Raw genomic sequence first — 20241 nt, 5'->3', positions numbered from 1 at the left:
TAGATTAGCAAAAGAAGACTGACAATCTGATTACGAGCACATGACATTTTTGTCAGTTACAAAACGTTTTTGTCATCTATATTGATTAGGATGTCAAATAATCATAATCGTGTTGAGGGGTTACTATGAAAATACTACTGGTAGAAGATGAGTTGAAACTAGGCGAGTATATAAAAAAAGGCTTAACCGAAGCTGGATTTATTGTTGATCATCACCTAACCGGTCTAGATGGCTATCATGCATTGATGACAGAAGAGTTTAGCGTGATCCTAATGGATGTGATGCTGCCTGATGTTAGCGGCTTTGAGCTGGTTCGCAATTACCGAGCAGCGGGTAAGCAAACGCCTGTACTCTTTCTAACGGCAAAAGATGACTTAAGCGATAAAATAAAAGGGATTGAGATTGGGGGTGATGATTATTTGACCAAACCTTTTGCGTTTGCAGAACTGATAGTCAGAATAAAAAGTCTATTACGACGCGCCAATCAAGCCGATTATCAAAGTACGATTCTGCAAATAGCGGATCTCAAGATGGATATTGCCAAGCGCACTGTACATAGAGGCGGCAAGCCTATTAAGCTCACGGCAAAAGAATTTTCCTTACTACAGTTTTTATTAGAGCGCCGAGGTGAAGTGCTACCACGCACCGTGATCGCCTCCCAAGTATGGGATGTGAATTTTGATAACGATACCAATGTGATTGATGTGGCGATAAGGCGTCTGCGTATAAAAATAGACGATGGTCATGAGGCAAAGCTCATTCATACTGTGCGTGGAATGGGCTATCGCTTAGAGGCGCTGGCTACTGAGGTCCAAATTGATGCGGACGGAGACGATTCTAAATAGCATGAACCATACACTCAGAAACCGGCGCTGGTCACTGCTATGGCGAACGATTTCCTTATTGACAGTCTTCGTTATTATCTCTCAGGTCATCATCTATGCGTGGGTGCAGCGCTCTGTGAGTGGACACTTTGAGCAAATGGACTCAGAGATTATCACCCATGCAGCTTTTAATCTGCGTAAACGCATGGTTAGTGTTAACGAGCCCATAGAACCATTCACAGTGTCAAAGTCCCAATCACTCATTGATGACAATCACTTGCATTCCTCTTGGCTGGATTATGATTTAAAAACCTTAGTAGCAGATAAAAAAGGTAAGTTATTATCCAGTGACCCCAGTAATTTCATTCATAGTTTGCCAGCCGATTTTAGCTTGTTATCACTATGGCAGGAACATCACGATCAGCAGTTTATGATCAAGATAAACAATAGGCATTACCGAGCCATTATTATTCCAAATCAAGAGATTTTGGCGTTTATCGCCCTACCTACCAATGTGCATCATCAATATCTTATCCAGTTTAATCGCCAGCTGAGCTTGATACTCACAGCCATCACCTTGTTGTTGGTTTCAGTAGCGGCATTAAGTGTGTATTGGGGGTTTGCGCCTTTGTCCACTATCGTACAAAAAATGAAAGGCATAAACCTCCAAAGGTTAGACGAAAGAGTTGCGGTTGACGATATGCCGTTAGAACTGAGGCCACTAGCAGAATCTTACAATTCAATGATGGTCAAGCTTGAAAGTAACTTTGAGTCTTTGTCTCGGTTTTCAGACAATATTGCCCATGAGCTACGTACGCCAATAGCGACGCTGAGTACACAAACGCAGGTCATGTTAACTAAGCCAAGAGAAGGCGACGAATATATCGAGCAGCTACATCATCAGCATGATACGTTAGAGCAGTTATCCGCCATGATTAACAATATGCTGCTACTGGCAAAAACCCAAAAAGGATTAAGTGACTCGCAAATCAGTCACGTGGATACAGACAGCTTAATCACAAAGCTCGTTGATTACTATGAAATGATTGCAGAAGATCGAGGGATAACTTTTGAGAAATCAGGTAAGTTCGAAAGAGTATTAGGTGATGAAGGCTTATTGCAACGGCTGTTTGCCAACCTGATGTCAAATGCCATTTATTACGCAGCTAGTGATAGTACTATCATGATATCCGCTACCGTCTTCACCTCAACCACCTCACTTAATGTAGCAGAAGACGAGGTTCGACCCTCAAAGCAGCCATGGTTGAGACTAACGATAACCAATCGTTTAGACAAACCGTTAGATCAGAGTCAAGCCGATAAATTATTCGAGCGATTTTATCGTCATGATAAAACTAGCCATAAGTATGCAGGTACAGGGTTGGGATTATCTATCGTGCAGGCTATCGCTAATGCACATAAAGGTACGGTTGGTATCACTATCAAAGATGAGTATTTTTTTGAGGTTACTGTAAGATTATTGATGGCTTAACAAGGTAAATCAAAAGAAGATAAACTCAAAACGTTGTTGTCAAAAACTCAATATCGGAGTATTTGCAAGTGTAGTCCAGAACCGTTTCTTCAATGCATTCGAAAAATCGTTAAGATCTAAACTACGGCTGAAATGCCTGACTATTTTTTCGAAATTATAGCACCCCATTTCTACAGTAATTTATTCCGATATTACTTTGATGAGTTAATAATTCGCTTAATCAGTAATTTCTGAAAAATTTAAGTATAAAATACGTACATTAAAACCATAAAAAATGATTGAATTCTATACTTAACTAGTGACCAAAATTGATATTCATGTTGCTATAAAATTCTTTAAAAGACGCTAAACGTCACACCGATAAATCCTTTACACCTCTTTATTTGTATAGTATGGTAGGTTGTTATACATTAATATAACTTAATGAAATATGGTGGTTCTAGCCTCCGAAGCCGAGGGTCGTGGGTTCGATTCCCGCCGAGCGCACCAATCATTATGTTCCAACCTTGCTTCACCCTTCCCTTAATACTCTCTTAAACTCCCTATACTTATTAAACCTACATTTCAAAATGTTTGCGGTTTTTCTGTGCTTGTATACTTCTGAGGCTCTCACCTATAGTCGATTCAGTATAATTTGGATACAAGGAAGCCGAGTGAAAGTACTACAAGTAGTAGACTGAGCGAGACTGACACCGTAGCCAATTTATAGAGGATTGACTATATAGCAAAATTACTCTGCATCTTGTAAATTGGCAGTCAATTGAGCACGGCTAGGTATACGGTGATAATTGATCACGGGCAAATCACCCAAACGGCGCTGACCTTCAGCAATCTTTTTATCAATCGTAATCATCGCAATTTTTTTGTCTTGTTTGCTAACGAGCAAATGATTTGCCTTACGTGTGACTCGATAATCAGCAAAATACTGTTTTAATATCGTTAATGTTTTTTGCAGCGCATCATTCGGTGTTGCATTTTTTGATTTTGCGCCGCTATGCTTTTCGCCTGCTTTTACACCTCGTGACTTTGCCACGAACCATAAAACTGCGATGACAGCGAACAATATGACAAGCCACCAAATACCGTCTATCATAAGTAAAAACATCCATTATTAGCAAGGGTTGGCTCATGTTAGCAGAATTATCACCAGCGTTAATAGCAGAAGTAAAACTTGCCGCACAACTACTGGCATCCAAACAGCGTATCTGCATTCTGACTGGGGCTGGCATTTCAGCAGAAAGTGGCATCCCAACGTTTCGAGATAAGCAAACAGGACTGTGGGAGAACTACGGTGTCGAAGACCTAGCCACTCCTGAAGCATTCACTCGTGATCCAAAGTTGGTGTGGTCATGGTATCAATGGCGTCGGCAAATGGTCGCAGACAAAGCGCCAAATCCCGCCCATCATGCGTTGGCTCAATGGCAGTATCATGCGCAAACCTCCGATCAGCAAGTGACACTCATCACCCAAAATGTCGATGATTTGCACGAGCAAGCTGGTAGCGCAGTGACTCACCTGCATGGTCATCTGTGGCGCAATCGCTGTGGTCAGTGTGAGATACCCTATCAAGATCAATCGAGAGCATCGTACGATAATCAAGGCACCATGAGTTTTGATGAAACACTGCTTAGCTGTCCGCATTGCGACGGTTACATCAGACCAGATATTGTTTGGTTTGGCGAAGCTCTACCTGTACAGGCATGGCAGACTGCCGAAGAAGCTGCAGCTAATTGCGAGGTGTTTATCAGTATCGGTACCTCAAGCTTGGTTTATCCTGCTGCTGGATTGGCACAATTAGCCAAACAAAATGGCGCGAAAATTATTGAGATAAACCCTGACCCAACGCCAAATACTATCGTCGATATCACATTAGCAGAAAAGGCTGGAATCGTTTTGCCACTGCTTATAGCAGAGATTACGGCTTTATAATTGCTACTACTTATAAACATTGCTGCATGACAGACAATAAAAAAGGCTTAACGATTTGTATAAACCGTTAAGCCTTCGCTACTAAAAATAAGCTCGTTAAAGTTATTTCAATGCAAGATCAACTCTCGCCAAGTAAGCTTCTTTTAACTCATCACTGATAAATGCCGATTTAAACGAGTTTTTTACTAAGGTAACAACATCGTCTTCCGTAATCGGTAAATTCTCATATAGATTGATAAAGTTTTGATTCACATACCCTTTGAAATACGCAGGGTCGTCTGAGTTAACGCTGATATTTAGACCGTAATCTAAAAGCTCTTTAATATTGTGCTCTTTATAAGTCTCAAAGACTTTTAGCTCAATATTCGAGTTCGGGCAAACGGTCAGTGGCATCTGCTCATCTTTAAGTCTTTGCATCAATTCTGGGCTTTTTATAGACTGCACACCATGATCGATTCTATTGATATTCAATAGGTCTAATGCTTCGTAGATATATGAAAAGTCTGCTTCTTCGCCTGCATGAGCGACCAACTTAAAGCCTTCTTCTTTGGCTTTTTGGAAGACTTCTTTGAATTTCGATGGTGGGTTACCCAATTCTGATGAATCAAGACCAACACCGATGATGTCATCTTTATAATCCAGTGCTTGATCTAATGTCTCAAACGCTTCTTCTTGCGATAGATGACGCAAGAAACACATGATGATGCATGATGTAATACCGTATTTTGCTTTGGCATCGGCGAGTGCTTCTTTGATACCTGTGATGACCGCTTCAAAAGGTACGCCGCGTTCGGTATGCGTCTGCGGATCAAAGAATATTTCTGTGTGGATGACATTGTCTTCAACACATCTAAGAATATATTCCCACGTCAAATCATAGAAATCATCCTTTGTAAGCAGGACGTTGGCACCCGCATAGTAGATATCTAAAAAGGTCTGTAAATTGGTGAAGTTATAGGCACTGCGTACATCTTCGATATCTTTATAAGGTATCTCTACGTTGTTCTTTTTGGCCAGTCTAAACATCAGCTCAGGCTCTAGCGAACCTTCGATATGTAGATGAAGTTCAGCTTTCGGTAGTTTCTTTATTAATTCAATCATAGTATTCCAATAATGGTGTTATCGAGACGAGCCCTAGTAGATATTGCACAGTAGGATAATCAAACCATGCATATATGAGGTGTTATCTGTCTCAGAAGAGTTATTTTAACACTAAAAGCATATCGCCTAAAACAAAACCCTTTGACCGTATAGATAAGCTACTTATAAAAGCAACCTTCTTAATAAATCAACACAAGGCGCAAACTACTTTAAAAATACCACTGTATCAGACAGCTCATTGCCTTCTGGATCATGCTCTAAATGATAGTATTGACGTAACACCTGCCCCACTTCGTCTAGCAGTTCAGCCAAGCTCTCTTCTGTCTTTTGAGTAGCAATACCAGATACTGCCTTTTCGCACATTGCATTCCATACTGTTGGACTAACGTGAGCGCTGATACCTCGGTCTGCGACAATCTCTAATTTACGCTCGCATATATTGACATAGATCAAGACGCCCGTATTTTCTTCGGTATCCCAGACGCGATATTCGCTAAACAAATCAATCGCACGCTCACGGCAGTTCATGCGATAGGCTTCTTGGATAGGCAGATGATTTTCTACGATTAAAAACACCTCACCACGATGCCCACGCTCGGCTCGTGTCACAGCATCTGTTAGGCGTGCCTTGGATTCTGTTGTCAGCCACTTACTATGTAATAAAGGGACGAACAAAACTTGACGCCACCAGCGGGCAAAACTGGGGTTTGAAGCGTTGTCTTCTACCATTATATTATTTCCTCAAGTACGTCGTTTTCGATGGTTATGTAGAGTTTATTTTGTTTGCGTGTGTGGAATACTTACCACGAGCCACCTGCGCCGCCGCCGCCGAAACCACCGCCGCCACCACCAAAGCCGCCTCCTCCGAAACCACCACCGCCAAAGCCGCCTCCACTGCCGCCGCCCATACCGGGTAAGAAAATCATGCCGCCTCTGCGCCCACCTTTACCGCCGCCGCCTTTTCCACCGCCACCGCCGCGTGAGATCAAAAACATCCAGATGAATATTGCCATAATCAGCGTCATGAAGAAACCACCGCCTAATGCCATTGAACCTGCAAAAAACCCGCCAGCGGTAATGATAGAACCAAATACTCGGCCCAATATATTAGTAATAAAGCTACCAAAAATCATCGCCATGATAAATAAGAAAATAGGTGACGGCAGCTCATCTGAGCTTTGCTGAGCAGTACGTTCTGCGGCTTGCGCATCAGCACGGGCTAAGACTTCAGGATCAGCAGTTAAGCGTGTTTTGAGCGCTTCAACGCCAGAGATTATCCCTGCACCATACTTATTTTGCTTAAATAACGGTGTGATATCTTCGCGAATGACACGGTTAACCGCCGCATCGGGTAAGACGCCTTCTAATCCATAACCAGTTAAGATATACATATCACGGTCATTGACAGCGACGACCATCAGCAGACCGTCATCGATAGCTTCATCACCCAATTCCCACTTTTCAGCAACTTGCAATGCATAATCAAATATTGGTACGCCATTGGTAGTTGGTACGATAACCACTGCTGCTTGTGCTAATCCCTGCTGATAAATACTTCTAAGCTGCGCCTCTAGACGTAGCTTTTCTTGAGGATTTAGAATATTGGCCTGATCAACGACTGGTTCATTGAGTATCAACTTATCAGCGTCAACGCCCTCGGCACTGGAGCGTACAGGTGGCTGAGCGGTTGTTTGGGCCTTGGCTGTATCATTTGCTGTACTTTGGTTATCTGCGTTTTGATTGATAGCGTCGTTGCCAAGCACCGCTTCATTGATGGCATCGTTATTTAATACAGCATCATTGATTGCTTCGTTAGACTCGCCTGCTTTAGCAACGGCCACCAACTCTTCGACACTACGGTTTTGCAGATCCGAGGTGCTATCTGTCGCCACCGCTGTCTCATTGGGTGCAGCGTGCAATGCAGGCACGCTGACGACACCTAACGTAAACAGTAATGCTGATAAGATTGCTTTTGAATTATTCATCTAATCTATACCACCTCAGATAACATCTTTACCAATTGATAGACTCTAACTAATCATTATCAAACCATTAGCTAAATAAACAGAGCTGCCTATGCCGCTCTGTCTTCACGTTCATTCTAAATTTTATTCAGCTGACTTTTCTGTAGAATCGCCAAAATCAACACTTGGTGCGGTTGAAATCGCCTCTTCATTGGCCACACTAAAGTTGGGCTTAGTATCCATACCAAATACTTTTGCAGTGATGTTGGTTGGGAACTGACGTACCGTTGTATTGTAACCCTGCACTTCTTGGATATAACGGTTACGAGCCACAGCAATACGGTTCTCAGTGCCTTCTAACTGTGCTTGCAGGTCCTGAAACAGTGCATCTGACTTTAGATCTGGATAACGCTCAGATACCGCCATCAAACGCGATAACGCACCTGTCATCTGCTCTTGCGCTGCTGCATAACGCTCCATCGCTTCTGGATCATTAAGCACTTCTGGCGTCACCGTGATACCGCCCGCACGTGAGCGAGCTTCTGCCACTTGGGTGAAGACCTCTTGCTCTTGCTCGGCATATTGCTGTACGACTTTGACTAAGTTTGGCACCAAATCAGAACGGCGCTGATACTGGTTAACCACTTCTGACCATGAAGCAGTGACCTGCTCATCTTGTGCTTGCAGGTTGTTATAGCCACAGCCACTTAGACCAACCGTAGAAGTTGTCAATAAAGCGGCTAGCAACATCGGCTTCATAATAGATTTACGCGTCATTGTTGATTCTCCTAATAATGATAAATAACAAATATCCAGTACCACGTTTTTAATATTTTTAAGTTTCTTAGTATTCATACGGCAGTCATGCGCTCTATATATTGTATATCTGCGCATCACTCTATCAGCATGATATCAAAAGAAGTTGTCCTAATGATGGCGTTATATACGGCTTTTTACAATTGACCGTTACCAAAACACAACCGCATAGCGTTAACGATAACGCGTTTTTATCATGATAGATATAAAGCAAAAATCTAACAGTCTGGCGCAATCAGACTAAATGTTATGAAAGTACAAACAATTATTTATATATTATGCAAATCTTGCTAATGTATCTACGACATAAAATACGAATATATCTACCGTCTATAAAGAAATTTCTAGTAATTAGTACAAAAATATGGCAAATTGCAGTTACGTAGCCGTACGGTTTGAATACATTTGGTAGTGGACTTATAGTTTGATTAGTATTAGCGAGTTGTTAATTTCTTAATAAAAACATCAATTAACTGTCAAATTATCGCTTAATACTGTTAATTCGCCATACCAGTCATGTATTTATTCAAGACAGCTCATAGTAAGTTGAATGCCATCATGGTGATGGATATTTAATTATATAACCGCCTGTTTTATCCGCCGGTCAACTTATGACTCATCTGATGTATAACATGATGATAGAAGACCGCAGTAGTTGAGGTTGTAGAATAATAGTAAACGCAGCTGATATTTATATTGTCAGTGATAAGCGCTATGCAAATAGTCCGTATTACTGACGAGATACGCGGGTAAATACAGACAACTACAGTCCATTCTTGGTGGCCAAGCACATGAGACTTAGACAACAAATAAGTCGATGCAGAGACTTTAACTGCTTAACTTAAATAAGTAAGTTAACCAGTTAGTTTACTCCTAGCAAACAGTGCCACCTTGAGACAGTACTAGGAACATAAATATGGAAGGTTTAGTTAACTTAGTAAATGGAATTATTTGGAGCCCAGCGCTGATTTATCTCTGCTTGGGTGCCGGTCTGTTCTATTCCATTATGACGCGCTTTGTACAAGTACGTCTATTCGGTGAGATGATCAAACTCCTATTCACTGGTAAATCTAGTGCACAGGGTATCTCATCATTTCAGGCACTTGCCGTCTCACTCGCCGGTCGTGTGGGTATGGGTAACATCGCTGGGGTAGCTGCTGCTATCGGCTTCGGTGGCCCAGGTGCCGTTTTCTGGATGTGGATCGTAGCCTTCCTAGGCGCATCTACAGCCTATGTCGAATCTACTCTTGCTCAGATTTACAAAGAAAAAGATGTGGTAACTGGCGAGTATCGCGGTGGCCCAGCTTATTACTTTGAACGTGCCCTTGGTCAAAAGTGGTACGGCATCCTCTTCGCAATCGCTTCTATTTTATCATGTGGTATGTTCTTACCTGGTGTACAGGCGAACGGTGTTATCAGTGCATTTGCACAGGTAATGGGCGAAGGTACGATCATGAACGTTGCAGGTCTAGAAGTTGGCTCTATGCGTTTGGTCGGCTTGGCTATCATCTTAGTCGTGCTAGGTATCATCATCTTTGGTGGTATTAAGCGTATTGCAACCTTTACTGAGTTTGCAGTACCTTTCATGGCATTAGGTTATATTGCCCTAGCGCTAATCATCATGTTCAGCAACTTCAGCTTGATTCCAGATGTATTTGGTATGATTGTTGGTGATGCATTCACTGCACAAGCAGGTTTTGGTGCTGCTATCGGTTGGGGTGTAAAACGTGGTATTTACTCTAACGAAGCTGGTCAGGGTACAGGTCCTCACGCTGCTGCTGCTGCTGAAGTTGAGCATCCATCACAGCAAGGTCTCGTTCAGGCATTCTCAGTATATGTTGATACATTACTAGTATGTTCTGCGACTGCATTCATGATTTTGTCTACTGGTATGTACAACATTCAAGGTACATTACCAGATGGTCAGTTCATCGTACAGAACGTCGCCGCTGCTACTGAAATCAATGCTCCTGCATTCACGCAAATGGCAATGGAATCTGTATACGGTACGTTTGGTAATGTCTTTATCGCAATCGCTGTATTCTTCTTTGCCTTTACAACAATTCTGGCTTACTACTACATCGCTGAAGTAAACGTGGCTTACTTAACACGTTTCCTCGGTCGTAGTGCGAACAGAACTGGTCTATTCCTAGTGAAAGTACTTATCATGGCGATGGTTGCTTATGGTGGTCTAAACTCAGCTGGTTATATCTGGGCAATCGGTGATATCGGTGTTGGTCTTATGGCTTGGCTTAACATTGTTGGTATTCTTGTCATCTTCATCGTGGCTCGTCCAACTCTTACTATGCTTAAAGACTATGAAGCTCAGCGTAAAGCTGGCGTCACTCGCTATAGTTTTGATCCTGCTAAATTCGGTATCAAAAACGCACCGTATTGGGAAGAGCGTCATCTAGCGCAGCAAAAAAGCATGAACGCTGATCCATTACGTAAAGATAAAGTGTAAGTTGATTTAATAAGATTGCTATTTGATCTTATTGAATAAACAAAAAGCCCGAGACCATGTTCTCGGGCTTTTTTGTTTGGATAGTTTTCTACACTGCTACAGAATAGCTTACCAAAAAAATATCAAAATCCACGTTCATACAAGCTGATTCAATACCCTCAACCTGCCCTTTTATCTTCTAAAGTTAAGCTGTCTTTGAAATAACATATGACTGTTATTTTGTATTTTGCCTGTCTTCTTTATAGAGCTCGCTTTAGCATTTTATAACCTTATTTTAATTAGGTAGCCGCACACGTATAGTTAACCCATAGCTTATCTCATCGCTTCAATTTCTACGCCTTAACTTCCCTATTCTTGATTTTCGCGTTCTTAATCTATAGACGTAAAAAAGCCTAGCGCGATGGCTAGGCTTTCTTTGACTAACTTATAGATTATCAATCTACGCGCTAATAAATAGCTTATTCAGGCATTAATACTGCATCGATAGTGTGGACCACACCATTGGTTGCCATGATATCTGTACCAGTGATATTTGCTGTGTTACCAGTAGCATCAGTAATTACGTTGTCTTCACTGATAGTAATGGTTTTACCGTTCGCCGTTTCAATCTCAGTACCGTATGGGATATCAGCCGCTTTAACTTCCATTGCTAGTACATGGTAAGGAAGGACAGTTTTTAGCAAATCTGTATTGGCCAACAACTCTTCTTTAGTCACGCCTAATTTTTCTAGTACTGGCGCAAATGCATCATCAGTTGGGGCGAATACAGTATGCTTGGTTTCTTCCATTAGCATAGTATCAAGACCAGCAGCCTGTAGCGCAGCGGTTAAAATAGTTAGGTTTTCGTTTTCTGCTGCGATTTCAGCGATAGTTTGAGTCGCTTCCATGTCCATTTCGGCCATTGGCTCTGCTTCAACAGCTTCTGTCTCAGCAACTGGATCAACTGCCATTTCTTCCGTCGCTTTTGGTTCAGTTGGCTCTGCAACAGTCTCAGTGTCGTTACACGCTGCTAGTGACATTGCTGCGGTTACAACTGCGATAGACAACAAATTCTTCTTTAACATAGGTAATTCCTTTTTGGATAAATAATTGATTAAGGGATTTATTTAAATTAATAACTTTCGATAAATATAATGGCGACCAATGATTGATAAATGTATCAATTACTTAGTCATACTATTTAGGCCGTTATATTGATAGTTCTCAGTCTAACTGTTTAATTTTCAAATGATATTTACTTAGGTAGCAACACTGTATCAATCACGTATATAGCATTGTTTGCTTGTATATCAATTATTGCGATGTTTGAGACAAAATGCCGTTGGTTAATTATTTTTAGATGTCTGTTTTAAAATTTCAATATGAACAGAAACTTATATAGATAAAGCTCTAGAGTCTAAAACAGCCATTGTCTGATTATGAAATCATCACAAACAATGGCTGCTTAGTCTTATAATAAATACAGTAGTTATACCTCAGCTAATGCTTATTTAGGCAACAATACTCTATCGATTACATGGACAACACCATTATTGGCAGCGATATCAGTCTTCACAATATTCGTTGTGCGACCGTTTTCATCCATTAGTTTGCCTTCTTTAGTCACCATTAGCGTGTCTTTGCTAGCGGTCATTACGTTACCAGGCTTCACATCTTTGGCATACATAGCCATATCACCAGCCACTACGTGATAACCCAATACTTTAGTCAATAGTGGTTTATTGGCAAATAACTGTGCTTTGGTCATACCTGTTTCTTGCAATGCTTGCATAAAGGCAGCATTGGTCGGTGCAAATACCGTATAGTGAGCATTAGGATCAGACAACATATCGACTAGACCTGCTGCTTGTACCGCTTCTACCAACACTGAAAAATCAGGATTGCTTTGCGCAATTTGTACAACATTCATCTTAGCCATACTCTGACTGTGCATTGGTGCTTTCATATCGCCCGTCTTTGCTGGCATCATATTATTACAAGCACTTAGACCTGCAATTGAGATAGCCAATGTACCGATGGTGGCAATTTTAGTAAGTTTCATAACATTTTCCTTAATGATTTGAATTTCTTTGACGTTGGTATTGTTTCAACTATGATATTACTGTCTTACAGATCATCCTGCCTGCTAATGCCATTTGCTCACTGTACTGCACTGCTAATACCGATACTTTTGATACAAGTTATTGCTAATAAATGAGCCTATATTTATAAGTAGGACTTACTAAGACCTTGTATTTCTGAAATTAAATTAACATGTAAGCAATCTTTATCAACCTGCCTTTGCGCAATTTTTTGTGGCATGGATGTAAATTCTGTCTGACTTCTGAGCATTCCCGTTGGCTTTCATTTGCAAAAGAAAAGCTTTATGTAAGCCCTTAGCGAAATGATATTCATTTGTGCGTATCTACTTTATGAAATAGACTCTGATATCTTACTTTGTTACTTAGCTCTCCTCTTATTGATCTATTGCCAAAGAGGAATATGCAGTATCCCTATGTAGCAAACTTTTCATGCTAAAATAATGCAAATTTGCGGTCCTCTTCGTGAGACTCTGCACGCTACTGGTTTGTTATTCCTTCTTTTTTTAATAATTACGATATAAGCAGCACACCTATGATTTCAACGACGACCTCACCAACCGATTCTCATACCAATACCGCCTCTAGTTCCTCATCCGCTAATGACTTTATATTGACGCCGCCTACTGTGTTTCCATTTAAAGAGCAGCAGCTAACCGCACGTGCACGTATCACTGAGCAGATGGCATCACGCATTTTGATGTTAGACGGTGCGATGGGTACGCAGATTCAGACCTATAAGCTAGAAGAAGCGGATTATCGTGGTGAGCGTTTTGCTGATATTGACCAAGATGTGCGCGGCAATAATGATTTGCTGGTACTGACTCAGCCACACATGATTAAAGACATTCATCACGATCATCTGCTGGCGGGCGCTGATATCATTGAAACCAATACCTTTAACGGTACGCGTCTGTCGATGGCTGACTATGACATGCAGTACCTAGTGCCAGAATTAAATAGGACAGCGGCCAAGATTGCTCGAGAAGCAGCAGATGAATTTACCGCAAAAACGCCTGAAAAACCGCGCTTCGTTGCAGGTGTCGTGGGTCCGACGTCACGTACGTGCTCGCTATCGCCTGATGTCAATGATCCCGCGTTTCGCAATATTACCTTTGATGAATTGGTCTTAAACTACCGTGAAGCGACCTTGTGCCTGATAGAAGGCGGTGTCGATATTATTTTGATTGAGACGATCTTTGATACGCTCAATGCCAAAGCGGCGATATTTGCAATCACTGGTGTATTCGATGATATTGGCTTTGAGTTGCCAATCATGATTTCAGGTACGATTACCGACGCGTCAGGTCGCACGCTATCAGGTCAAACGGCTGAAGCGTTTTATAACTCTATCCGCCATGCCAAGCCATTATCTGTTGGCTTTAACTGTGCGCTAGGTGCTGATGCGCTGCGTCCACATATTCAGACATTGTCAAACATCGCTGATACCTTTGTCTCTGCGCATCCAAACGCTGGTCTACCCAATGAGTTTGGTGAGTATGATGAAACCGCTGAAGAAACCGCTGCCCTACTCGAAGGTTTTGCCAAAGCAGGTATCCTAAATATCGTGGGTGGCTGCTGTGGTACGACGCCTGAGCATATCCGTCAAATTGCTAAAGTCGTGGCGAACTATCCGCCGCGTGTCATCCCTGAGATAGCACCTGCCTGCCGCTTGTCTGGTCTAGAGCCATTTACAATCAACTCTGATAGCTTGTTCGTCAATGTCGGTGAGCGTACCAACGTCACAGGCTCTAAAAAATTCCTACGTTTGATCAAAACAGAAGCCTATACCGAAGCACTCGATGTCGCTCGCGATCAGGTCGAAGGCGGCGCGCAAATCGTTGACATCAATATGGACGAAGGCATGCTCGATTCCAAGCAGGCGATGATTCATTTCGTCAACTTGGTCTCAGGTGAGCCAGATATCAGCCGTGTACCACTGATGATCGACTCGTCTAAATGGGACATTATCGAAGAAGGCCTTAAACGTACGCAGGGCAAATCTGTCGTCAACTCTATCTCATTAAAAGAAGGTCACGCTGAGTTCGTTGAACGTGCCAAATTATGTATGCGTTATGGTGCCGCGATTATCGTTATGGCATTCGATGAAGACGGACAGGCTGATACTTATGAGCGCAAGATTGAGATATCTAAGCGCAGCTATGATGTACTGGTCAATGAAGTGGGCTTCCCGTCAGAAGACATTATCTTTGACCCAAACATCTTTGCCGTTGCCACGGGTATCACCGAGCACAATAACTACGGCGCTGACTTTATCAATGCCACACGCTGGATTACGGAAAACCTGCCAAATGCCATGGTCTCGGGCGGCGTATCCAACGTCTCGTTTAGTTTCCGTGGTAACCCAATCCGTGAAGCGATCAACTCTGTATTCTTATACCACGCGATCAAAAACGGTCTGACCATGGGTATCGTCAACCCAGCCATGCTTGAGCTGTACGATGATATTCCAAAGGAAGCTCGTGACGCTATCGAAGACGTCATGCTCAACCGCAATCAAGGTGAAACTGGTCAAGATGCCACTGAACGTCTAATGACCGTCGCTGAAAACTACCAAGATGGCGGCAAGAAAAAAGACAGTACTGTCGATATGAGCTGGCGCGAAGGCACGGTAGAAGAACGTATCGCCCACGCACTGGTCAAAGGCGTGACGACCTTTATCGAAGCGGATACCAAAGAAGCATGGGAGAAGTATCCTAAACCACTAGAAGTCATCGAAGGGCCACTGATGGACGGTATGAATATCGTCGGTGACCTATTCGGTGCAGGTAAGATGTTCCTACCGCAAGTCGTAAAATCTGCCCGTGTAATGAAGCAATCTGTCGCGTGGCTAAACCCGTATATCGAAGCGGAAAAAGTCGAAGGCGAGGTCAAAGGTAAAATCCTAATGGCAACCGTCAAAGGCGACGTCCATGATATCGGCAAAAACATCGTCGGCGTGGTGCTGGGCTGTAACGGCTATGATATCGTCGATCTGGGCGTCATGGTGCCATGTGAAAAAATCCTCGATACTGCCATCGCAGAAAAAGTTGATATCATCGGTCTGTCTGGTCTGATTACCCCAAGTCTCGATGAGATGGTCTACGTTGCCAAGCAAATGCAAGAGCGCGGCATGACACTACCATTAATGATTGGCGGTGCGACGACCTCGAAAGCGCATACTGCCGTCAAGGTCGAGCCGCAATATCAAAACGATGGCGTCATCTATGTATCGGATGCTTCGCGCTCAGTCGGTGTGGTGACCAAATTACTATCAAAAGAACACCGTCAAGCGCTCATCGATGAGACACGCGAAGAGTATGTCAAAGTGCGTGAGCGTCTGGCTAAGCGTCAACCAAAAGCTGCCAAAGTCACCTATGCCGAATCAGTCAAGATTGGCTTTCAGTATGATTGGGAAACCTATGTGCCACCAGTGCCAAATAAACTAGGACAAGTGATATTGGATGACTATCCAATCGCGAATCTGCTACCTTATATTGACTGGACACCGTTTTTTATCTCTTGGGGTCTGACCGGTAAATACCCGAAAATATTGCAAGATGATGTGGTTGGTGAAGCGGCTCGCGATCTATTTGAAAATGCAGAAGAGCTACTGCAAAAGATGATTGATGAAAAATCAATCGTAGCGAAAGGGGTGTTTAAACTGATGCCCGCGCGCCGTACTGGAGCCGATACGGTCACAGTCTATGACAATGCGCCTGCCGATGGCGGTAAACCGATCTACCAGTTCGAACACTTACGCCAGCAAAGCGACAAAGCTAGTGGCAAGCCAAACTTTAGCTTGGCAGACTTCATCTCACCATCAGAGACGCATACCGATCACTTGGGCGGTTTTACTGTCTCTATCGTCGGTACAGAAGCACTGGCTGAGCAATACAAAGCAGCAGGCGATGACTATAATGCCATTATGGTACAGGCGCTGTCTGACCGTTTAGCCGAAGCATTCGCCGAGCATTTACATGAGCTCATCCGTAAAGAGTACTGGGGCTATCAGCCGACCGAGTCACTCACCAATGATGAGATGATTAAAGAAAAATACGTCGGCATCCGCCCTGCACCTGGCTACCCAGCTTGCCCTGAGCATACCGAAAAAGGTAAATTGTTTGACTGGCTCGGTACGGTAGATGCAATTGGTACAACGTTGACTGAAAGCTATGCGATGTGGCCTGCGTCATCGGTCAGCGGATTCTATTACTCGCATCCTGATAGTGAGTATTTCAACGTCGGTAAGATTAGCCGGGACCAGTTAGAGAGTTATGCTGAGCGTAAAGGCTGGGATATGAAAACGGCTGAGAAGTGGTTAAATCCGAATTTGTAGTCGATTGGCTAATCAAGTGATAGAAATCTGATAGTTATTTTTTGGCTTACTCATTTAATATGGGTAAGCCATTTTTTATGGCAGTCTATTTTGCCCACCATCAGCAAACTTATCGCTACGTTCATAGCAAAATACTTTCATCATTTGCTAACAATAACCATGCTAGATTATTGTCTATTCTATTATTATTGTCTTTGTGAGATAGGCTATGAATCAGATTGCATTACTTTCTAGTTGGATTGGCAAAACCTTTGCAATCTGGGCATTGGTCAGTGCTATTTTGGGATTTATTTTTCCTGAATTTTTTACCTCGTTGGCTTTTTTGATCGTTCCCATACTTGGCATCATTATGTTTGGGATGGGTATGACGCTCAAAACAGAAGATTTCCTAGAGATTATCAAACGCCCCAAACCTGTATTGGTAGGCCTATTAGCGCAGTTTACGCTAATGCCTCTTATCGCTTACCTATTAACGGTCATTTTCAACCTCGATCCTTTAATAGCTGTCGGTGTTATCTTGGTTGGTTGCTGCCCTGGCGGTACGTCTAGTAATGTGATTACGTTTTTGGCCAAAGGTGATGTGGCTTTAAGCGTGGCGATCACCTCTATCTCTACCCTGCTTGCGCCTTTTCTGACCCCTATTCTGCTCAGTGTTTTTGCGGGGCAGCTGATTGATATCGATTTGGCTAGTATGATGATAACCATTACGAAAATCGTCATCTTGCCCATATTACTAGGTGTTATCTTTCATAAATTTTTGGGTGAAAAGATCGAGTTCGTCACCGAGGTATTACCGATGGTGTCGGTATTGGGTATTTCCATCATTATAGCGGCAGTGGTTGCCGTGTCTAAAGCGACCATCTTAGATAGCGGTGCTATCGTATTTATCGTGGTTGCCTTACATAATATGACGGGTTATACCTTGGGCTATGTAATCGCTCGCTTGTCTGGCTTTACGGAGAGACAACGCCGCGCGATTATGGTGGAAGTGGGCATGCAAAACTCTGGTCTAGGTGCTGCCCTTGCGGCGACTTATTTTAATCCTGTCGCTGCCTTACCTAGTGCTATATTTAGTGTGTGGCATAACTTTAGTGGTGCGCTGGTTGCGAATATTTTTGCTAAGAGAGATGGTAATTAACCAGCGGTAAATTCAGTCGTGATCAATTAGAAATTTATACTGAGTGTGAAAATTAGAATATAAAAACTGCTAAAAAATGGTTGAAACCCAATTTGTAGTAACTAACTTTCTTACGTTTAAATCGATTTCAAAAAATATATGTAGCTATGACGTTTAAATATACCGTCTCCTTTATCTTTTTCATTCAGTAGAAATGCAGTCAATAAAGGAGACGGCGTTTAATTATATATCTGCCAATTTTTTAAATAAATACTTTTATTGCTCACTATCTTCCAGCGACAGTATCTCGAAAAAGCTCTTCGAACCTTTAATACTTTGACCTTTTCGCTAATAAATTTACTTTTTACAGCTTCTTCTCGCTTTTACACTCTTTTTATTTCATAACCAACCTCTCCATTTTACTCATTTAGAAAATACTTTTTGGATTGGATTAACTGAAAAATGTTTGTTATATTCATAAATACTGATTTATATATTCTTTAATTAACATAATAAGGAGATGCAAGGCACTGACTTTCAGCTGAGTGAGATTTTATATTTTTAAATCAAGGAGAGATAAAAATGAAATCATTTAAACTAGCATTATTAGCCATGACAACAGCACTGATTTTACAGGGATGTGGTAGTGACTCTGATTCTGATGAATCACCGACGTCGCAACCTGATCAACCAGATGTTACACAACCTGATCAGCCCAATATTGATACTGAAATCGTCGGCATGTGGAGTAGCGACGATACCGCTAGTGGAGAGTTATCAACTATTATATTCATGGATGATGGGACTTATATACAGACCCAAGTCGATAGTATCCAATCAACCAGTGAAGCTGGAAATGGTATGGAATTAGGCAGTTATAGCGTCAGTAGTACAGAAGGCAAACTAACCGCTACGCCTATCTTTGATAAAAACGGTACCTCTGGATTATCAGATTCTGTCATGCGTTATGCTCAGGTATCTAACGGTAAATTTATCCTGAAAGTAGATGAAAACGGAAATGGCATCATTGATAGTAACGAAAGCTATCGTTTCTCAGAAACTAAGTCTGAAAGTATTTTAGGACCTTGGGATTTCGATGATGCTGATGACAACGAGCTACTGGGCTTAGCATTCTTAGAAAACGGTACTTATATCTACGTGCAAGTTGACGAGGATAGGTCAGTCGATAATTCCGAAAATGGTATGGAATGGGGTAACTACACTGTTGATGCTGTTACTGGTCAATTAACTACTACTATAATTTATGATGGCAATGCGGGGACTGGATTATCAGAACCACGCACGCGTTACGCTCGAGTAACAGGCAATACTGCCCTTACTATTGAAGTGGACGATAACCAAGACGATGTCATAGACTATGAAGAGATGTTTAAATTCTCAAGACCCTAATCCAACAGTGTAATAGCCACTGATAGCCAATAAAAACGTTAGAGTTATTCTCTATTTTCTAGTGAGAATGACTTTAGTCTTTTTAGGCAAAAGTATTTATAAGTAAACGACCTATATCTCATCTTCTGTAAATTAGACGACGGTGTCGAATGGAAGAAGTACTTATGAAAGAACATTACTAATAATAAGCCATCAACTTAATAAAGCTTCAGCCAATCTATGATCGGCTGAAGCTTTATATTTTGGTCTATTCATCTTTTGCTTTCCCTCGCCGACACTTCTCAGAACAATAAATCACCTGCTCCCAGTCTTTCTCCCACTTTTTACGCCATGTAAATGGGCGCTGGCAGACGGGGCAGATTTTTTGCGGTAGGTTTACTTTTTTATGTGCCATCGTCTACTCCCTTATATCTATATAACCCTATTTCATTACTAACGACTACTTGTCTTCTTTTTGATGATCCAGCCCTTCATATTTTTTTACCCGTCGGCATTGGTCGGAGCAATAGACCATGCTCTCCCAGTTTTTATCAAGCTTCTTAGTCCAACTAAACTCGCGCTCGCAGACAGGGCAGAGTTTTTTGCGAACGTTCTTCTTTTTGTGCGCCATAATTTTCTCATTGGTTTGTTTACTACATTAGTCACTGGGCACTGGGCACTGGGCACTGGGCACTGGGCACTGGGCACTGGGCACTGGGCACTATAGT

The 20241-nt window shown here is 42.2% G+C and carries 16 protein-coding genes; 7 read left to right on the top strand and 9 right to left on the bottom strand.

The genetic code is table 11. The features are described from left to right. Positions 1-125 precede the first annotated feature (125 nt). Positions 126-845, top strand: a complete 720-nt coding sequence (locus ACS8FA_RS17750) for a heavy metal response regulator transcription factor (RefSeq protein ID WP_439266722.1) — start codon at positions 126-128, stop codon at positions 843-845. Beyond that, the gene (locus ACS8FA_RS17745; protein ID WP_522901986.1) at positions 820-2316 is read left to right on the top strand and encodes an ATP-binding protein; all 1497 of its coding nucleotides are present in this window, start codon (positions 820-822) and stop codon (positions 2314-2316) included. Before ACS8FA_RS17750 ends, ACS8FA_RS17745 begins: the two co-directional genes overlap by 26 nt. A gap of 730 nt (positions 2317-3046) precedes the next feature. Here ACS8FA_RS17745 and ACS8FA_RS17740 read toward each other — a convergent pair. Then, entirely contained in the window at positions 3047-3409 is a 363-nt protein-coding gene (locus ACS8FA_RS17740; RefSeq protein WP_439266718.1) for a hypothetical protein, read from the bottom strand. A 35-nt stretch (positions 3410-3444) separates the two neighbouring features. Here ACS8FA_RS17740 and ACS8FA_RS17735 point away from each other — a divergent pair, with 35 nt between their 5' ends. Beyond that, positions 3445-4245, top strand: coding sequence for an SIR2 family NAD-dependent protein deacylase (locus tag ACS8FA_RS17735; RefSeq protein WP_439266716.1), 801 nt, complete (start codon positions 3445-3447; stop codon positions 4243-4245). Positions 4246-4347: 102 nt separating this feature from the next. Here ACS8FA_RS17735 and ACS8FA_RS17730 read toward each other — a convergent pair whose 3' ends face one another. The 4 genes from ACS8FA_RS17730 to ACS8FA_RS17715 all read right to left on the bottom strand — a co-directional run bounded on the left by ACS8FA_RS17730 (position 4348) and on the right by ACS8FA_RS17715 (position 8087). Then, positions 4348-5346 carry an adenosine deaminase gene (locus ACS8FA_RS17730; RefSeq protein ID WP_439266714.1) on the bottom strand — a complete coding sequence of 333 codons (999 nt, stop codon included), beginning with the start codon at positions 5344-5346 and terminating at the stop codon, positions 4348-4350. 204 nt (positions 5347-5550) lie between these two features. Beyond that, entirely contained in the window at positions 5551-6075 is a 525-nt protein-coding gene (locus tag ACS8FA_RS17725) for a TPM domain-containing protein (RefSeq protein WP_102078696.1), read from the bottom strand. Between the two features lie 71 nt (positions 6076-6146). Further along, complete coding sequence (locus ACS8FA_RS17720) at positions 6147-7331, bottom strand: TPM domain-containing protein (protein WP_439266712.1); 1185 nt, start codon at positions 7329-7331, stop codon at positions 6147-6149. Between the two features lie 123 nt (positions 7332-7454). After that, entirely contained in the window at positions 7455-8087 is a 633-nt protein-coding gene (locus ACS8FA_RS17715; RefSeq protein ID WP_057758539.1) for a LemA family protein, read from the bottom strand. A 955-nt stretch (positions 8088-9042) separates the two neighbouring features. Here ACS8FA_RS17715 and ACS8FA_RS17710 point away from each other — a divergent pair. Then, on the top strand, positions 9043-10590 hold the full coding sequence (locus tag ACS8FA_RS17710) for an alanine/glycine:cation symporter family protein (RefSeq protein ID WP_101204950.1): 1548 nt from the start codon (positions 9043-9045) through the stop codon (positions 10588-10590). Between the two features lie 458 nt (positions 10591-11048). Here ACS8FA_RS17710 and ACS8FA_RS17705 read toward each other — a convergent pair whose 3' ends face one another. Both ACS8FA_RS17705 and ACS8FA_RS17700 read right to left on the bottom strand, forming a co-directional pair. Beyond that, positions 11049-11654: a fasciclin domain-containing protein gene (locus ACS8FA_RS17705; RefSeq protein WP_439266709.1), complete on the bottom strand. Its 606-nt coding sequence runs from the start codon at positions 11652-11654 to the stop codon at positions 11049-11051. Between the two features lie 422 nt (positions 11655-12076). Next, positions 12077-12631, bottom strand: a complete 555-nt coding sequence (locus ACS8FA_RS17700) for a fasciclin domain-containing protein (RefSeq protein WP_057758533.1) — start codon at positions 12629-12631, stop codon at positions 12077-12079. 572 nt (positions 12632-13203) lie between these two features. On the opposite strand from ACS8FA_RS17700, the gene metH reads away from it, so the two are divergent. From metH to ACS8FA_RS17685, 3 genes are all read left to right on the top strand, one after another. Further along, the gene (gene metH / locus ACS8FA_RS17695; RefSeq protein ID WP_439266707.1) at positions 13204-17007 is read left to right on the top strand and encodes a methionine synthase; all 3804 of its coding nucleotides are present in this window, start codon (positions 13204-13206) and stop codon (positions 17005-17007) included. Positions 17008-17215: 208 nt separating this feature from the next. Next, positions 17216-18145, top strand: a complete 930-nt coding sequence (locus ACS8FA_RS17690; protein WP_134292750.1) for a bile acid:sodium symporter family protein — start codon at positions 17216-17218, stop codon at positions 18143-18145. A 561-nt stretch (positions 18146-18706) separates the two neighbouring features. After that, complete coding sequence (locus ACS8FA_RS17685; RefSeq protein ID WP_134292749.1) at positions 18707-19534, top strand: LptM family lipoprotein; 828 nt, start codon at positions 18707-18709, stop codon at positions 19532-19534. Between the two features lie 247 nt (positions 19535-19781). Here ACS8FA_RS17685 and ACS8FA_RS17680 read toward each other — a convergent pair whose 3' ends face one another. Both ACS8FA_RS17680 and ACS8FA_RS17675 read right to left on the bottom strand, forming a co-directional pair. Continuing rightward, on the bottom strand, positions 19782-19928 hold the full coding sequence (locus ACS8FA_RS17680; protein WP_134292748.1) for a DUF2256 domain-containing protein: 147 nt from the start codon (positions 19926-19928) through the stop codon (positions 19782-19784). Between the two features lie 45 nt (positions 19929-19973). Further along, positions 19974-20144 carry a DUF2256 domain-containing protein gene (locus ACS8FA_RS17675; protein ID WP_010196547.1) on the bottom strand — a complete coding sequence of 57 codons (171 nt, stop codon included), beginning with the start codon at positions 20142-20144 and terminating at the stop codon, positions 19974-19976. Between the last annotated feature and the right edge of the window lie 97 nt (positions 20145-20241).

The organism is Psychrobacter sp. 1Y1, assembly GCF_051847395.2.
In the GTDB taxonomy this organism is placed as follows: Bacteria; Pseudomonadota; Gammaproteobacteria; order Pseudomonadales; family Moraxellaceae; genus Psychrobacter.
Note: the sequence above shows the minus strand (reverse complement) of the source record. Positions and strands in the feature narration are given on the sequence as shown.

What these genes read in the sequence shown, in the direction of transcription:
- ACS8FA_RS17690 (WP_134292750.1), top strand. Translation starts at nt 17,216, where the DNA reads ATGAATCAGATTGCATTACTTTCTAGTTGGATTGGCAAAACCTTTGCA.
- ACS8FA_RS17740 (WP_439266718.1), bottom strand. Translation starts at nt 3,409, where the DNA reads ATGATAGACGGTATTTGGTGGCTTGTCATATTGTTCGCTGTCATCGCA.
- ACS8FA_RS17735 (WP_439266716.1), top strand. Translation starts at nt 3,445, where the DNA reads ATGTTAGCAGAATTATCACCAGCGTTAATAGCAGAAGTAAAACTTGCC.
- ACS8FA_RS17705 (WP_439266709.1), bottom strand. Translation starts at nt 11,654, where the DNA reads ATGTTAAAGAAGAATTTGTTGTCTATCGCAGTTGTAACCGCAGCAATG.
- ACS8FA_RS17685 (WP_134292749.1), top strand. Translation starts at nt 18,707, where the DNA reads ATGAAATCATTTAAACTAGCATTATTAGCCATGACAACAGCACTGATT.
- ACS8FA_RS17700 (WP_057758533.1), bottom strand. Translation starts at nt 12,631, where the DNA reads ATGAAACTTACTAAAATTGCCACCATCGGTACATTGGCTATCTCAATT.
- ACS8FA_RS17750 (WP_439266722.1), top strand. Translation starts at nt 126, where the DNA reads ATGAAAATACTACTGGTAGAAGATGAGTTGAAACTAGGCGAGTATATA.
- ACS8FA_RS17680 (WP_134292748.1), bottom strand. Translation starts at nt 19,928, where the DNA reads ATGGCACATAAAAAAGTAAACCTACCGCAAAAAATCTGCCCCGTCTGC.
- ACS8FA_RS17730 (WP_439266714.1), bottom strand. Translation starts at nt 5,346, where the DNA reads ATGATTGAATTAATAAAGAAACTACCGAAAGCTGAACTTCATCTACAT.
- ACS8FA_RS17720 (WP_439266712.1), bottom strand. Translation starts at nt 7,331, where the DNA reads ATGAATAATTCAAAAGCAATCTTATCAGCATTACTGTTTACGTTAGGT.
- metH (WP_439266707.1), top strand. Translation starts at nt 13,204, where the DNA reads ATGATTTCAACGACGACCTCACCAACCGATTCTCATACCAATACCGCC.
- ACS8FA_RS17715 (WP_057758539.1), bottom strand. Translation starts at nt 8,087, where the DNA reads ATGACGCGTAAATCTATTATGAAGCCGATGTTGCTAGCCGCTTTATTG.
- ACS8FA_RS17710 (WP_101204950.1), top strand. Translation starts at nt 9,043, where the DNA reads ATGGAAGGTTTAGTTAACTTAGTAAATGGAATTATTTGGAGCCCAGCG.
- ACS8FA_RS17745 (WP_522901986.1), top strand. Translation starts at nt 820, where the DNA reads ATGCGGACGGAGACGATTCTAAATAGCATGAACCATACACTCAGAAAC.
- ACS8FA_RS17675 (WP_010196547.1), bottom strand. Translation starts at nt 20,144, where the DNA reads ATGGCGCACAAAAAGAAGAACGTTCGCAAAAAACTCTGCCCTGTCTGC.
- ACS8FA_RS17725 (WP_102078696.1), bottom strand. Translation starts at nt 6,075, where the DNA reads ATGGTAGAAGACAACGCTTCAAACCCCAGTTTTGCCCGCTGGTGGCGT.